Below are 16290 nucleotides of genomic sequence, written 5' to 3' on the forward strand. Positions count from 1 at the left end.
GCCGAACAATATCTGGCAATATGCCGATGAATCGAACTTCCCCGGTTTGCTCGTACAAGTAATAATTATTCGTTTATGCAATAATCAGTTGTGCTTTGTCGATTAAACATCTGCAGGTCATTTAGCGCCGTCTATTGTACTTCGGGTGGAGCTACTTGTTTTATCCTGGTAAGAGGCGCCTTCTATTCTGAGCACGATGGCATTGGGCCACTGGTAATTGGTGTAAAACCGCTGTCCCCTCACTGCACTTACCTGCAAGCCCTGTAGAGTTGGGGTATTGTAAATTTTTCCATCCAGCCCTTCTTTATATTCTACCAGTTCTTCGCCATATCCCAGCATGCTGACCTTTGTATGTTCTGTGCCCTTGACATGAGTCAGGACGATATTCCTGCGTTCTCCCCACTTCCAGTTTTCTGCACCATTACGAAGCACATAGGCATATATAACGCGTCCGTCGTTTGACTGGGTGTACCAGATGTTGTCTTCCCTGATTGAAGGAAGCGGCTTTATGGCGTATATCGACTCCCCATTGGCAAAGTTCCAAAGGGCTACTTCGCGAAGCCTGTCCTGTTGCTCGATCTGGATCTCTCCATCCGGCTTGGGGCCGACGTTCAAAAGGAAGTTTCCACCCTTGGCCCTGATCTCGATGAGCTTGTTAATGATCTCCGTCCCGCTCTTATGAGGATCATTAGTGGGCTTATAGCCCCAATCGGTACCCATTGTATAACAAGCCTCCCAGGGACGCGGAAGCGGAACATCGGGCGTTACCTGCTCAGGTGTCTTCATCTCATCGCGGGTAATGACCAGCTCCGGGTTAAGCTTCCAGGCCCATTCCCTGAGCCCGTCACCGGGTCCATCGATAAAAAGGATATCAATCTTTCCATAGCCCGTTAATAATTCCTTCAGCTGCGCCTGGTCGTACTGCATCAGGCCCGGGTTGTTTTTGGGATAGTGCTGTGGATGCTGCAGCCTGCCTACAGGGATGCCATTGTTATGGAAATAATAAAAGTCTTCCGGCGAAAAATAAATGCCAATGGCAATGCCCTGTTTTCGAAAGGCGGTGATTACTTCTTTTAGAATGTCCCGCCTGAAAGGAGTATTCATCACATTAAATGGAGTAGTCTTTGTGTCCCACATGCAAAAGCCAGAATGGTGCTTGGTGGTAAAGACCACGTACTTCATACCCGCCAGCTTAGCAAGGGTTGCCCACTCTTCGGGATCAAATTTTTTGGGATTGAAATAAAGGGGCAGCTCCCGGAAATACTTCTCCCGGTATTCCCTTGACGCACCTGCCAGCGAATGCGAAATCACTGCGCCCAGGGTCACGTCAACATTCCAGTGAATAAACATACCAAATCCAAGATCCTGGAACCAGGACACGCGCGAGGGTTTGTTTGTGACCTGGGGCTGCGCGCCGGCACAGAACGCCGAGAGAACTAACAGTAAAGAATAAACGAACCTCATGGTATAAGTTTTAACGGAATCATATATCTGCAGGGTGGCAATATATGTAAACCGATGTATATTTTAGTAAAGGATTAGCTCAATCACCACAATTTCATAAGGAGGTTTTTTTTCTGGCAGCTTCATGACCAGAGGTGATAACTTCCGGGAGCAATTTCCTCCTTCTTTACTACCACTGGCAGATACAAGATCCGTCCGCCAATAAAGGCTATTGCCCGGGGAGCAATAGCCTTTCCGCGTGTTATGTTATCGTAAACTTGTTTCTGCAAACTGTCAGGTTATCGTAGACTGGTTTCTGCAAAAAATTGCATCGCCTTCTGCATGAACCGCGCAAACTCCGGCTGAGGCGAGCCATTCGCCATGGTGAAGCGTTCGTCGTTTATATATAATTCTCCCAGCCCGACATATGCATCAGCTTGCTTGTCAGGCATGGATTGCGTACCCCAGAACTTCCGGATGATGACATAATGGTCTGCGATCAATGATTGAACATCGGGGCTTAAGGGATTCCCGGACCTGCGGGCGAACAGTTCCGTTGTGACCCTTTCTGCCTCAGCTTTCAATGATTCAAGACCCTGCTTACCCAACTTCAATAATGCTGATTCAGAGCGCAAGACCACATGTTCACCATACTCATCCATTGCGTTGTTTCGATATGTTGTCGCGAATTCTTTTGGTAATCCCTCGTATAATATTTTTGGATCAGTCATAACATTTTGCTTTTTCAGATTAACAATGGTGTTATCAATTGTAGTGATTAACTGATCTAACCGGTTCTTATTTTCTTCTATCTTCTGCCGGTGAAACTGGAGTGCCTGTATTACATCAAAGTCCGGATCATCAAGCACCTCGCAAATCTCCCTTAGCGAAAAATTAAGTTCCTTGTAAAACAGTATTTGCTGCAGTCGAAGCAATTCATGCTGCCCATAATGCCGGTAGCCGGCCGTGCTCCTGCCTGAGGGCTTTAACAGACCAATCTCGTCATAGTGATGAAGTGTTCGCACACTTACACCAGATAATGCTGAAAGTTGGCTGACGGAATAGCTTTCCATACCTCTACAATTAATCAACAAAACAAACTTAGGCTATGACGTTACGTAAGAGTCAAATTTTTTCGCAACTATTTTTAACAATTCTTTCAATAGAGGTCTTACTCAATGAATTTTTTCGATCTTGCGAACTATAAATAAGCTAAAACCTTTCTGGCCAGAAGACAGCGGCACACGCTCCCATCCCGAAGCGTCATCGAATGATGGTTCATCCTTAATATATTAGCGAAGGATGGTCCATCATCAATATATTATGGAATGAAGGTCCACCCTTAATTTATTTAGGAAGCTGCCGGTGAATCTTTACCCAGGCAATGCGGTTTTCTCCGTTTCCTTCAGACAGTTGAATACGATCCTGTAGAATTCAGGATGGGATTGCCAGGTTTTACCGGTAACTATTCTGCCATCTTTAATCGCTTCATCAGGGGTAATATAGATGCCGCCGCAACTTTCCACTTCAAACTTTACGTGCTCATAGCAGGCGATCTTTCTGTTGTCGGCAAGACCGGCCGTCAGCAATACCTGCACCCCATGGCAAATAGCAAAGACATATTTACCACTGTTATAGAACTCTTTGGTAATGCTTATTACCCTGGGATCATTGCGTAAATATTCGGGAGCACGTCCACCCGGAATCAGGATGGCCCTATAGTCATCAGGAACCACTTCGTCAAATGAAATCTGCGATTCCACCAGGTAGCCTTTGCGTTCTACATAAGTGTCCCATCCCGGTTCAAAATCATGGATCACCAGGTTCAATGGTCTAACAGCAGGCGCTGCAATCACTGTCTCATACCCTGCTTCCTGCAACCGGTGATTAGCATAAAGAATTTCAAAACTTTCACCAGCGTCGCCGGTGATGACGATTATTTTATTATTCGGTTTCATGGCATTGAAGATAACGCAAATCTGGATTGATGCAGTCACTTGCACTACCTATTCGCATATGATATTCTTGCAAGGGAAATGAAATCGTCGCCGGCTGCAGACGGTACTTTTTCCCCACCTGATCAATTAGGCAAATTTTTTGCATTATAAACCTTGAAATCATCTAAATATCTAAAAGCAACATTTATGAAATACGCAAAAATGAACTTTTTATCCTTTCTACTTGTGGCAGCAGCCTTTTTACCAGGCACTGTTTTCTCCCAGGATAACGCGGACCGCATCAAAGAAGATAGCAAAAACGCGCAGGAAGCGTTTATAAAAACCGACCCGGGATTGCAAAAATGGTTTACAGATTCTTACGGCTATGTTATTTTTCCTAATGTAGGAAAAGGTGGAGTTATTGTGGGCGGTGCTGGAGGAAACGGTACCGTGTATGAAAAGGGACAAGTCATCGGGACTGCAAATATGGTCCAGGCAACAGTTGGACCGCAAATAGGCGGGAAAGCATACCGTGAAGTAATATTTTTTGAAACCAAAGAAGCACTGGACCGATTCCGCCAGAATAAATTTGAATTCAGCAGCCAGATCTCTGCGGTAGCACTTAAGTCAGGCGTTTCGGCAAATGCAAAATATACCGAAGGAGTAGCGGTGTTTACTGAAGACAAGGGCGGGTTAATGGCAGAAGTTAGTGTAGGTGGACAAAAGTTTACTTTTAAACCGTCATAAACATCATTACATAAGTAATGCTGGTCACTTAAAATGATAAAGCTTCGACAGCGACAACTATCGAAGCTTTATCGTATTTGACATACTGCCTTGGAATTATTCCCCAACGCTGCTTTGCCTGGAAAAACCCAATAAAGTATTGCGCCCGATAAATTTTTCGTAATCTAGAATTTGTACGGGAGATAATTTTAGATGTCTCTTATCAATTTAATATCAAACTCAGAAATCAGTAGCTGCAACATTTTCCGGATCTTCGCAACATCTGGTACTGTTTGGCTGACTTCTTCAAGGTCCGAATGCTGAATAATGCGATACATGTATTTTGAAGAAACTTCAATTGATACCTGATCGGTGTTATGAACATCGGGATAGTCCACCATATTCGACCTGTCTTTAATATTCCAGATGCCCAGATCATCGATACTATGGATGATCCTTTCGAAGGAATGCCGTGGCAATACTTCCGCAATTTTTTTACGAAAAGTGACGAGTTTTCTCTCATCATCGTGAACAGGAGTAAATTCACAATAAATCGCTTTCCACTCGTGTTTGGTGTAGCTTATGGAAACTAGTTGTTGGTCATACTTTCCAACATATCTGAACCAGAACCGAACATGGATAGAATCAAATCCTTTATCAAGCCGCGCCAGCTTAAGAGAATCGCATATTAAGTGTACACTTTCCATTAATGACCCTTTACCGAAGCCATCCGGAACATCTTGAATAAAAGACCCAACGGGTGATTGAACCTGTCCACTGCATACCATAGGAAAAACGATGCCCACAAAATGTATAAATCCCGAGATAGCTGTTTTCTTACAATGCAAAATTATACTCATAGATAAAGTCGATGCTCGTTAATAAAAGTTCGATCACGCCTTCGGGTTATCAATTTTTACTTTCGATCCACCTTGTCGCTGCGTTAAGTACGTAATCTGTTGAGTCATTATCCTTAAGTTGTATAGTCACCGCGGGTCTGATTGAATCGATGTATTCCCGGCCAAGCCGATCAGCCACAGTAGCCCCGGCCAAAGCGAGGAAGGTTCCATCAGCCAGTTTATAAGTGTTGTTTGCTGTAATGAAACCGCCGGTAGGAGCACCAAAAGTTTTCACGTTGGCTTTCCCGAGAAAAGCAACCAACGTCATTTCTCCACTACTTGAGGTTCTGTTGCCGGTTAATATTGCAATCGGATTCGCCGGATCTTTGACTTCGTAATAGTTCTTAATTTTGATTATCCCAAACTCACCGTTCTGGTAGCTCCATTTATACTTCGATTTTCCACGGTTGATAAAATAACCTGCATCGCCATTGCCTAATATTGGTCCGAGACCTGCTATCATTGGCCACATGTTACCACCCCCGTTCTCACGAAGGTCAATAATCCAGCCCTTTACAGAAATCGATTGGTCAAATGCTCTTATTGTATCTTGAAGCATTGTTGCATACTGAATGATTTTGTCTTTTTCTATGGAAGCATAAGCAGGCAGCATCAAATAAACAATTTGTTTGTTCACCATTTTCACCTTGGGAGGGGTATTTATTATCCCGGAATCTTCCATCTTTTGGAAAACGTCAGGAGTAAACAAAAGCGAGTGTTTATCTCCCGCTTCTCTTAAAGCTTTAATAACGAATCGCCGGAACAGAATATTTTGATCAGTCCTACCATGCCGACAAAAACTATCTTTCACTCTGGTTATGTGATTCCAGTTTAATGAATCACTATAAAGCGAGTTCATCCGGACTATTTCGGCAAACTCATCTAGCATGGGATTATTACAATCCCGACCCTTGCACCCAGTGAGATGTAATACAACCGTTAAGACAAATGCACACTGCAGATTAAGCATCATTGAAAGTCGTTTCATTTATCGGTTTTGCTGATTTTAATTGGGAACTTTGCTTTTGACCTTACGGGCGCCACAGCGGATGTAGCGCAACCCGCAAAACCTTTCGCGTTTATAGAGAAAGGGGTGATTGCAAATGTAATCATCTACCGAAGTCCCTTCTCTCCCGGGCATACGAACTGAGTATGATTTTCGGTTTATCTACATAAAATTTCACCCAATTGCTTTAGATATAAATCGAGTTTTTATGATGGGAGAACCATCGGCTGCTTTATACTCCACTCTCATTCGAAAATATCCTTGCTCGATGTAAGTAAGAGATTCTAAACTATCAGATATTTGTACCCCTTTTTGAACTGTGAATAGGACTGAATCTTTAAAATGCAGTCGGTGTGTGTCCTGACCGTATCGGGAAAATGAATACTAATTATGTCCGGGTCCTGCGCCTGACCGGTGCAGTTCATGATGAGAGAAAATAAGAGTAGGATAAATTTCATTTGAATACCTGGTAATACAATTCCTGAATGCTTTAAAATCGGAGCCTGACCCTCAATTCATAAGTTGACTGACCGCAAAGCCTTGCTATACCAGTCCCGTTAACCACATCAAAAGTGCCGAATCAGAGCTTAAAATACGTTATTTAGAGAAGAGTCAATGTTTATGAAAATTTATTTTGAACCGAGTAGATGCTACTACGGGGCCATGGCGATAAAGAGTTTCAGCTTGAATTCTCAGTCTACCTGTAAAAGAATTACGGTCCATACATGTTTATTGTGTTCACGGATATTATTATTTGCGGATAATACAGTCTACCTTACGCCCTCACCCCTTCCGTAAACATCGTCTGACGATACCACCATACATATGAAAACCTTCTTGACATTGATAATTCTCGGACTTATTGGCGTATCCGCCTGGTACTTCATCACACAGGAAAAACAACCCGAAGTGATAACCGTCACCACCAACAACACTGATACCGTTCTTATTGTAAAAGATTCCATAATCAATGCAGGCAATTACGAGACGGTACCGCTTGGGTTCTACCAGGGTATGTTGCCATGTAGGACGTGCGAAGGTATCCAACGTACAGTGATGTTCACTGCAGACCAAGGCTTCATTATGGAGGAACTGAATTGGGGTAAAAGCACAACCGCTGTTAAATCGCAAGGCACATGGTCTGAAAACAATGGGGTGTTTATATTATCCCAAAAAGGCAAGATAGTTTCCAGATACAAGCTTGTTAAAGACAGCCTGATCAATACAGAATATAATGGAGCTAAAATTCCCGATTCTTTATCTAAACAATACGTTCTGTTCAAGAAAAATACATCACCGCAAAACGCATCCTGGCAAAAGCGAAGGTCTGAAGGTATTGATATCGTAGGCAATGGCACTGAGCCATTCTGGAGCATTGAAATTGATAAAGAAAAGCTGATCCTGTTTCGCCTTGCCGGTGCAGATAAACCAGTTATTATTCCGATTGAAAAGCCAGTAATAACAAAAGACAGTACGGTTTACGCTGTGAGCACTGATGCCGGAGTACCGTTGAAGATCTCGATTTTGTCCCGGTTCTGTAATGATGGTATGAGCGACCACCTTTATGAATACAAGATGACCGTATGGTATAATAACAAGGTGTACAAAGGTTGTGCTGTGATGCTTGGCGATGCGACGGGTTCTTATGCAAGCCGATAGATCAGGTAGTATTGGAGAAAAATAACTCGGAAAGAAGATGGTGACCTGGAAAATATTCAGCAACAGCGATGACGTATTAAGCCATTACTGTTGCTGAATTTGAATTAGAATTTGCCGGCGATGTATTCGATGAGTTTGTCATCAGACATCTTATTAGCCGTGGATTCTGACGATTTCGTGCTTTTGAATTGCGGTGTGTCGGCCAGGTAGCGAATGAATTGTTCCTGGGCCTGTCCTGTTCCTGTTACATGAACCTCGGTTGCATTTACCATATGTGAGGCTACTTCCTTGAAAAACTTTTGCTGTAGTGTTTTTTCATGGTTATTTGCTGCATTTTCACTAGAGTTGGCGGAACTTCCTTCCCCCTTAACCTGGGCTACTACTTCAAATGCCGCTTCTGCCCCATTTTCGCCAACTACTGTGGCCTGACGGTTATCCATCCAAATGCCGAACTTTTTCTGATTATTCATGATTATGTTTTATTGTTTCGTTGAAATACTAACAGCTTCCTGACATGCAGGCTAATCCCATGGTGCCCAATAATCATACCGCGACCTATTTACACGCAAATACCCCATAAATCGCGTTCGTGTACCAATTGCTGACTGAAAGGGTCCTGTTTTTGATCCTGGTGTATTCCCTTTCATAATTTTACCATCGATTTTTTCCGTGTTCGCTGCCCGAACTGCTTTTTGCTGCATGCTTTCAGCTTCACTGTAGCGTTTCAACTTATATAACAGACGTGCATATGTATCATAAAACGGAGCTTTCTCGAACTCCAGCGACCGCCTGAATCCCCAACGTGGCACGCGCAACCCATTGCCGATATTGCATAACCCAGCGGCTTTATCTTATAATTCAGGTGTTGACCTATTAAAGATGTATGTCAATGACATTCCGATATAACTACCGGTTACACCGTACTGTCCTATCTGAACCGGTTCATTTCCAACCTCCACATAATAAGTACCCGTGATGAATTTGACGGGAGAAAAGTTTAGTTTACCGTGTAGTTGAAGTGTTTGCCGCCGTCCCACAAGCCATTCAGGTCCCGCTGAGATATGGAAGTTCATCCATGGACGATCATTATTGTTATTTGTTTGGTTCCTATAAAGAAAGGTAACAGATGATCCGCCTGGATAAACAATCACTTCACGGGCGCTTTCATTATTCTGCGGAGAATATAACAAACTTGCGCCAAGCGCCATGCTTACTGATTTCTTTTTTGTTCTGAAGAACTGTCTTTCCACTTCAAGTTGCCCTCTTAAATGGAAGACGTCGGAATGCCTTGACGGAGCTTGGTTCGAAGATATATCTACCCCCGTAGGCGGGATGAATAGATCTTTCGAAATATTGTAGTCAAAATCATAAGAAATCCAATTTACACCCCCGGCAAAAATCAGCCTATAGTTTGGCAGGAATGCATAGCGATACTTGATCAAAACTTCACCCCCAATTTGTGGACTGCTCCCAAGCTCATATTTTTCTCCTCTGTGGTCGATGGATGTTCTCTTCAACAAGTTTGGAGTGATTGAAAGTCCCCAGCTGGGTAGCGGTAACGCTCCCGGCATCTTTTCCTGCGCAAAGACAAAGAGTACAAGATGGATAACGACGATTAACACCACAATACTTTTCATCTACTTCTTAATTGTTGAATACTCCCTTTAACTCCAAGCCGGGGTTTTTGTGAAGTGAAATGTATGTATATTAGTTAATAAACAATGTGTGTATTGAAAAAGAAATTAAATCTTAGTTTGATCTTTTCTTTTTGCTGGACAGTCTTATACTTTAGTTCGCGGGCGAATGCTTCTTTACCAGGTGTGGAACCATCTATTGATTCAATACCAAAAGTGAAAGAACCAGAAATAGTATTGGTGGAAGGGGGAAGCTACATAATGGGCCTGACAAGCGACAGCAAGAACCAGGGACTGGGAAGCACCGATCTGACCAGGCAGGTATCTGTGAGCACTTTTGGTATCGGAAAGTATGAAGTTACGCAGGCAGAATGGAAATCGGTTATGGGTGATAGTCTCAATCTTTCGCTTCATCAAGATTGTAATGACTGTCCGGTAGAGGAAGTTAGCTGGAATGAGATACAGATTTTCATCCAGAGATTAAATCGTGCAACAGGCAAACGCTATCAGCTCCCAACGGAGGCGCAATGGGAATTTGCTGCGCGTGGTGGAAAAAAAAGTAAGAAGTTCAAATATGCAGGTAGCGATAATATCGACGAAGTCGTAACGTCTCAACGGCTATTCATAGGACAGTCACATCCTGTTCGGAAAAATCACCCAAACGAATTGGGCATTTACAATATGTCTGGCAACGTAGCCGAATGGTGCCTGGATTTGTTCAACCCGGATTTGCCACCTGGTGCTAATTCAGATCCCCAGGGTCCTGCAACCGGTTATGGTCATGTTATCCGGGGTGGAAGCTGGGGCGGGCATCCCGAGGAATACCAAATTTCCAGCCGAAGAATGGCATACGCAAACGATAGAAGTGCCCATGTGGGCTTTCGACTTGCATTACTTCAGTAACAGTTTTGCGAAGTAATCGCCAGCGCTGCATTTAAAGTTATTCATGCTATGTGGTAAAGCGATGCGACTCTGTTTTCGGAACAATTCAACACTGCTGTAATTTGATGACTACTCATTTTATCAGCTATCATCTCCTCATGAATCCGGTTATAAAGATATCATTTTCGTTACCACCTCTTTTTTATCTGTTTTCAACTTTACGAAAAATAACCCTTTAATGTCTTTCTTCAGGTGGATAATGTAAGTCCCCTGTCCGTTAAGTGTGCCCCTCTGGATCAACCGGCCGGATACATCAATCAGCTCATACGACTTCACTGATTGCCCGGAAGTGATATGTATAGATGTTCCCTGCAGCGGATTTGGGAAGATCCGTATTCCACTATTACGATCCAGTTCCTCCACTGCTGTAACCGCCGTTCCCGCTGATGCAGAGGCTACGATCGAAACAGCATACATTTGCTGAATGCCATCGCTAAAAGGTATCTTGATCTGAGCCGATTTTTGTCCAACTGCAGTGGGCAGGAACTTAAGGGTAAACTCCATCGATTCATTTGGTTTCAGAGAAGTGACAACTGATTTCGTCTCGATGGAAAACTCTGAAGCGTTTTGACCCGAAACCCCGGCTGTAGCGGGATCCAGTAACTCCATTGTGGTGCTCCCCGTATTTTTAATTGAAAAAACCTGGTTAGTTGTTGCTCCAACGCTGGCATTGGCGATCAATGCCGTATCAAGGATATTCCTGACTACATTTCTGTTTGTCTGCAATTCCAGGCCATTCTTCGTGATGATTGCAATATTCTGCATCTGCTCGTTTTCGAGCCTGAACGCACGTTTTGGTTCACCGGCAATTATAATTTTACCGTTTCCATCATGGTTGATATGCTGGAGATCGTATAACAAGCTAACCGGTACAAAGGAGCTATCAACTGTTAGATCAGGGTTCAGCCTCATCACAACATCAAGTGAATCATACAAACCAATACGCTGGCAGGAAATCACGATCTTGTTATCAGGCAATACTTCAAAGTCGTTAATATACAGATTATAGGGAAGATTTGCGGATGCAACAGAGTCTAATGATCCATTAGCCTGCAGCTTAACTAAAGGCCGATCAACTCTTGTTGGGTTATTGTTGTCATGAAAGATGGTGCCCAGCCAATAGATAGCACCACCTGCTCCCGACCGCACTTTTTTCGTGACGGTATAACCCATAACAGGAGGTTTAAAGGAAAGATCCGGCGTGCCTTGCAGGTCGACTTTCCTTATTCGCATTGGTTTATCAAAAAATTTAACGTTATGATCAGAACTCTCACCGTAAATGACTTTACCGTCGGGCAGGGTAATTATACTTTGTGGCCCATGTACATCCAAACCGACAGTTGTGAAAGCATGATCAACAGAACCATTACTGTTGAGTTTCACGACACCCTCATGTAACACGTTATCGAAACGATCAAATGATCCTGTCACAAATATCTCCTGATTTTGTGAAATGTGAACGTCATACATATTGATGTAATCAGGACCAGCACCTGGATTAAAACCCAAATCAGCACTACCATTGTCGTTGAACCTGCCAATTCCTTTATAAGTTTTCCCATTCAATTCAGTGAAGGATCCGGTCACTACAATCTGTCCATTTTGTTGCAATGCGACGCCACCTATAAACGCGTTAGAGCCGCTCGCATTAAAGCCTGAGTCCAGCGTTCCGTCAGGCATTAGCCGCACAATATGGTTGTGCTGAGCACCCACCTCCTCACCATACTGATTGAAGTTGCCCACAACAATAATTCTGTGAGCTGAATCGACAACCGTTTGAACTACTCTTCCTTTCCTGCTGAATGGCAGCAGTTGATCCAGGTAAGGCTGGGCATTGGCAGTGAACCTGTTAAGGACGCCCACGTCCGTTCCACCTACTTTACCTGTAAAAGCCCCTATTGCGATGAATTCACCCTGCCCGACTGCAAGTAACCTTTTCGAACCGAATGACGCAGGGTATCGGTCAGGACCTACAGACGCACCTGGTGAAAACAGGCTTCCATCGGCTTTCAGTTTGATAAACCATTTCATGTTACCGTTAACAGTAGCATACCCGGAAATGACAATAGCGCCGTCACTGAGTAGCTCTAAGTTATCGATCCACGATACGTTGATACCCGGATCGAGGTTAAATGCAAAATCATGCGAGCCATCTTTATGAAGTTTTACTATTTTATTTACACGGTTGTTACTGTAGTAATCGAAGTTTCCAACTAACAGCAATCCGGAATCAGGCATCAGAATGGCTTGCGAAACGGAGGGCCAATTTCCATATATTGGTTGAAGCCCTGATCCTTGTAGCACAAAACCCGCATCTACGTCACCGTTTGATTTGAGGCGAATAAGACCAGTGGATGCCTTGTTATCCCATTTGCGAAAATTTCCATGAACAATAATGGTGGAGTCCGGCCCGGGTACTATCCCGCTGATGAAATCCTCACAGGCATTTATCCTGAAAGACTGGTCGGCTGACCCGTTTTTATTCAACCGCATGATAACGGACTTAGCAGGATAGCCTGGATGCACATCTCTCCCGGCAACGAGGATTTTGCCATCAGGTAAGACATTAATGGCGGAAATGCCGTGAGTCATTATCCCGGCACGCTCAGGTTGGAAAGTAGGATCAAGCACCCCGTTAACTGTGATCCTTATTAAAGGAGTTTGAACCCGCTGCTTCTGGTATTGGGTAAAATTTCCTGACAGTACGATGGATCCATCTGCACTTGCCGCCATAGCGGAAATTGTATGATCGGTACCGTTACTTACATTAAATGTAGTATCCAGCTCTCCCTGGCTTGTAAATCGCACCAGATTGGCAACAGGTTTATTGTTGAAGCGGTGAAATGAGCCTGATACCAGGAATTTTCCGTCCGGCTGTTTTACTGCACAATCGATAAAGTATGGATCATTTGTTATATGAAAACCCTTAGACGAGAAATTAGCATTCTGGCCATTCAAGGCGGAGTTGGCGAGAACAAGAAGCGCCAGCGCTGGGATAATTTTTTTCAAAGGAAGTTGGAGTTAGTTATAGCAAACAAGAAACAACAATATATTGTGGATTGCAACGTCCACCCGGCTCGCACAAAATCATTTCACCCAGCGTTAAGATTAGATATACGATTAACTTCCGGCTTGTGCCAGGATATCAAAGAGAAATTTTATATTCAACTGTAATTAAGTGCCATAAAAATTATAAATTGACCCTCCATGAAATCCAAAAATCGTTTTGCCGTCCTCGTTATATTCTTGTGTACATGTTCAATGGGAACATTTGCTCAAAAGTCGACACTTGTTGGCATCAATGTCATCGCTCAACTGGCTGATGGTCTTCCGCATCCAGGCGTTGGTGCAACCATCGAGAGAAAGTTTAGCCGGAACATCGGGTTGGAGTCAGGTCTTTACTATCTTACCTATCGAAACGACTTTAACATCATTATTTATGGCCCTAACCAGGCAGAGGCAATACCGGTAAATGTGCTGGAATCATATCTGTCATTGCCCATACTTTTTAAGTATTATTCCCGGATAGTCAACGTATCTATTGGCCCGGCTTTCAACGCATACCTGGGGTATAGCACAAAAAACGATAAAAGCGACCTTTTGATAACCGACTATAATGTAAACCCGGCGATTTCCGCAACTGCAATCATTAAGCTTAGTAAAACGTTTACGCTACGCGACAATCTTGTATTGGAACCGGAAGTTCGTTACGGCGAGTATATTACTGATGAAAGTAATTTTGCCGGCTTCGGGATAGCTATGAAATATAAGATCAGGTAACATCCTTTCCAGCCTGGCTTTCCGTACGGCTGCACGATAAAACATCGAATAATTCACAATAACGATCTTCTAATGATATTGGTGTTTTTTCGTTTTACCTGTGCGTCTGATATCCCATTGAACAAATCACCTTTTTCTTCAAGCCGTTGCAATATCGTATCAATAGTAAAGTTTTCTGGTTTCAGTCGTTTATTCACTTCATCCCATAATAATGGAGTCGAAACTGTCGGAATTTTATTGGGACGGGCGCTGTAGACACATGCCAGTGTATCTCCATAATCATTTTGAGAAGGATCAATCAATACCTTACCTCCTCTCAGGTCCTTACTAATCTCTGTAGTTGAAATATCGGGTACGAGTTGTTGAATAAATTCACCCAAACGCTCTGAACAAGTACGTGCTTCGGCGTAATTGAGACCCGTTACAGGTATAAAAATATGCATCCCGGTTTTTCCACTTGTCTTTACAAAAGACCTCAACTTCCATTTCTCTAAAACTTTTTTTGCGGCCTGGGCGGTTGCGACAACTTTTTCAAAATCATCATCAGCAGGGTCCAGGTCTATATTGACAAAATCGGAATGATTTGGATTTTGCCGCGTCGACATCCAGGGGTTAACATCAACACAACCAAGGTTGATCAGATATAATAGCGTTGGTTCGTTATTACAAACCAGGTAATCGATCTGATTCCTTTTGCCGGGTTTGGGGTGTCGTCGCCTATCTGTGAAAATCTCCGCACAGTCAGGCTGGCGGCCCTCCATGTCTTTGATATACAGCCCCGGAGCCATCGCGCCGTTGGGCTTTACATGCAGGGATAATGGCCGGTCTTGAAGGTGAGGGAGAATGTAGGCAGCAATGGAATGGTAGTATTCGATCAGCCGGGCTTTTGTTATCCCCTTCCAGACTGAACGGTCTACGTCGTGCATAGGAATTGTACAGTCACCAAGATCAAAGTGTTCGACATCTTCCGGTTTTATTTTTTCAAGTATCCGCCAGTTGCTGTCTTTACTTGTTGGAAGTTTCGTTTGATTCTTTTTTGATGTAGTTTTTTCCTTTGCAGCAGAAGTATTTTCCTGATTTTCGAACCCTTGCAAAGATTTTGGTATCTCCCGTACAACTTCCCGGGGATCTTTATCAGTGCGGAATCCGAGAAATGTCGCTGGCTTACGTATCCGCCCGCTTTTTGTCCAGGTAGCAAATTCAAAATTGGCTACCAGCTTTGGTTTTACATAATGTGTCACTGCCCCTTTTGTGTCGAGAATAGGATTAATGAAAGGAGATTCGTCAACTTCGAGTTTTTTCAATTTGCTTAGTATAGCAGGCATTTCTTTATCCTTATATCCCCCACCCGACCGACCGATCCATTCCAGCTTACCATTGTTGTATGCCCCGAACAATAATGATTTAAAAGATCGGCCGCGTTCAGATTCGGCCCAACCGCCAATCACAAATTCCTGGCGCTTGCGTGTAGGAATTTTCAACCAAAGATTTGCGCGTTCGCCCTCGTTATAAGTACTGTCAGTTTTCTTTGCAACAATGCCTTCGAGGTTTGATTCCAGCGCCTGTTCATAAAGTGAATGACCATCATTAAAAGATTCACTGAAACGGAGAACATCATTTTCACCCAACAGGTCACTTAGTATTTGCTTTCGCTGGATCAATGAAAGCGTTTTCAAATCGTAGCCATCCAGCCACAGTATATCGAACACGCAATAACTAACAGGTGTGTCATGGCCATTATAAAGTTGAAGTGCGTCAAAGTCAGGAAGCCCATCTTTATTGAATACCACGACTTCTCCATCGAAAACCACGCTGTGTTTGAGTGCCTTGAGCGCCGCTGCTACCCGCGGGTACCTGTTAGTGTAGTCAAGGCCACTCCGGGAATCGATTCTTATTTTTGAACCATTCACATAAGCAACGATCCTGTAGCCGTCCCACTTGATTTCGTATATATAATCAATGCTGCCAGGCGGGGCCTTTGTTAGCGTGCACAACATAGGCGATACCTTTGCGGGCATTGCCGATTTTCTCAGGTCCCGATTTTTGGCCAGGTCAGAAACTAATTTTTTAACGTTGGATGTATTTGCTTTTTTCGCTGCCATAAGTCAGGTCAGGTAACGTGTTTTCCATTTGCTATGTAAATTTTTGTGATTCCTGATTCTTTTTAAGAAATCACGAAAATCTCCAGGCTTAACTTCAGAATACTTCTGAATAGGAAATCAAAATCATTGCCAGCCTTGAAGAACTGACTTGTCCTCACTTAT

The 16290-nt window shown here is 43.4% G+C and carries 14 protein-coding genes; 4 read left to right on the plus strand and 10 right to left on the minus strand.

What is annotated here, in order from left to right; all coding sequences use genetic code 11:
• Positions 1-117 precede the first annotated feature (117 nt).
• From ACX0G7_RS02215 to ACX0G7_RS02230, 4 genes are all read right to left on the minus strand, one after another.
• Positions 118-1464 (minus strand): alpha-L-fucosidase, encoded by a 1347-nt coding sequence (locus ACX0G7_RS02215; RefSeq protein ID WP_458921777.1) that lies wholly within the window; start codon positions 1462-1464, stop codon positions 118-120.
• A 122-nt stretch (positions 1465-1586) separates the two neighbouring features.
• A complete protein-coding gene (locus tag ACX0G7_RS02220; protein ID WP_458921778.1) occupies positions 1587-1733 on the minus strand; it encodes a hypothetical protein in 147 nt (48 codons plus the stop codon).
• Between the two features lie 9 nt (positions 1734-1742).
• Entirely contained in the window at positions 1743-2516 is a 774-nt protein-coding gene (locus ACX0G7_RS02225; RefSeq protein WP_458921779.1) for a MerR family transcriptional regulator, read from the minus strand.
• A gap of 300 nt (positions 2517-2816) precedes the next feature.
• Complete coding sequence (locus tag ACX0G7_RS02230) at positions 2817-3401, minus strand: DJ-1/PfpI family protein (RefSeq protein ID WP_458921780.1); 585 nt, start codon at positions 3399-3401, stop codon at positions 2817-2819.
• A 186-nt stretch (positions 3402-3587) separates the two neighbouring features.
• Between ACX0G7_RS02230 and ACX0G7_RS02235 the strand changes: the two genes are divergently transcribed.
• Complete coding sequence (locus ACX0G7_RS02235; protein WP_458921781.1) at positions 3588-4127, plus strand: lipid-binding SYLF domain-containing protein; 540 nt, start codon at positions 3588-3590, stop codon at positions 4125-4127.
• 188 nt (positions 4128-4315) lie between these two features.
• Here ACX0G7_RS02235 and ACX0G7_RS02240 read toward each other — a convergent pair whose 3' ends face one another.
• Together ACX0G7_RS02240 and ACX0G7_RS02245 are read right to left on the minus strand one after the other, a co-directional pair.
• Positions 4316-4813, minus strand: coding sequence for a hypothetical protein (locus ACX0G7_RS02240; protein ID WP_458921782.1), 498 nt, complete (start codon positions 4811-4813; stop codon positions 4316-4318).
• A 202-nt stretch (positions 4814-5015) separates the two neighbouring features.
• Positions 5016-5714 (minus strand): S41 family peptidase, encoded by a 699-nt coding sequence (locus ACX0G7_RS02245; RefSeq protein ID WP_458921783.1) that lies wholly within the window; start codon positions 5712-5714, stop codon positions 5016-5018.
• A 1122-nt stretch (positions 5715-6836) separates the two neighbouring features.
• On the opposite strand from ACX0G7_RS02245, the gene ACX0G7_RS02250 reads away from it, so the two are divergent.
• Positions 6837-7670 carry a copper resistance protein NlpE N-terminal domain-containing protein gene (locus ACX0G7_RS02250; RefSeq protein WP_458921784.1) on the plus strand — a complete coding sequence of 278 codons (834 nt, stop codon included), beginning with the start codon at positions 6837-6839 and terminating at the stop codon, positions 7668-7670.
• Between the two features lie 104 nt (positions 7671-7774).
• Here ACX0G7_RS02250 and ACX0G7_RS02255 read toward each other — a convergent pair whose 3' ends face one another.
• On the minus strand, positions 7775-8140 hold the full coding sequence (locus ACX0G7_RS02255) for a hypothetical protein (RefSeq protein ID WP_458921785.1): 366 nt from the start codon (positions 8138-8140) through the stop codon (positions 7775-7777).
• A gap of 381 nt (positions 8141-8521) precedes the next feature.
• A complete protein-coding gene (locus tag ACX0G7_RS02260; RefSeq protein WP_458921786.1) occupies positions 8522-9307 on the minus strand; it encodes a hypothetical protein in 786 nt (261 codons plus the stop codon).
• Positions 9308-9400: 93 nt separating this feature from the next.
• Between ACX0G7_RS02260 and ACX0G7_RS02265 the strand changes: the two genes are divergently transcribed.
• On the plus strand, positions 9401-10207 hold the full coding sequence (locus tag ACX0G7_RS02265; RefSeq protein ID WP_458921787.1) for a formylglycine-generating enzyme family protein: 807 nt from the start codon (positions 9401-9403) through the stop codon (positions 10205-10207).
• Between the two features lie 147 nt (positions 10208-10354).
• On the opposite strand, the gene ACX0G7_RS02270 is transcribed toward ACX0G7_RS02265, so the two are convergent.
• The gene (locus ACX0G7_RS02270; protein WP_458921788.1) at positions 10355-13255 is read right to left on the minus strand and encodes a choice-of-anchor D domain-containing protein; all 2901 of its coding nucleotides are present in this window, start codon (positions 13253-13255) and stop codon (positions 10355-10357) included.
• Between the two features lie 198 nt (positions 13256-13453).
• Here ACX0G7_RS02270 and ACX0G7_RS02275 point away from each other — a divergent pair, with 198 nt between their 5' ends.
• Entirely contained in the window at positions 13454-14026 is a 573-nt protein-coding gene (locus ACX0G7_RS02275) for a porin family protein (RefSeq protein ID WP_458921789.1), read from the plus strand.
• Positions 14027-14079: 53 nt separating this feature from the next.
• Here ACX0G7_RS02275 and ligD read toward each other — a convergent pair whose 3' ends face one another.
• Positions 14080-16128: a DNA ligase D gene (gene ligD / locus ACX0G7_RS02280; protein ID WP_458921790.1), complete on the minus strand. Its 2049-nt coding sequence runs from the start codon at positions 16126-16128 to the stop codon at positions 14080-14082.
• Between the last annotated feature and the right edge of the window lie 162 nt (positions 16129-16290).

The sequence above is a fragment of the Flavitalea antarctica genome, assembly GCF_054461535.1.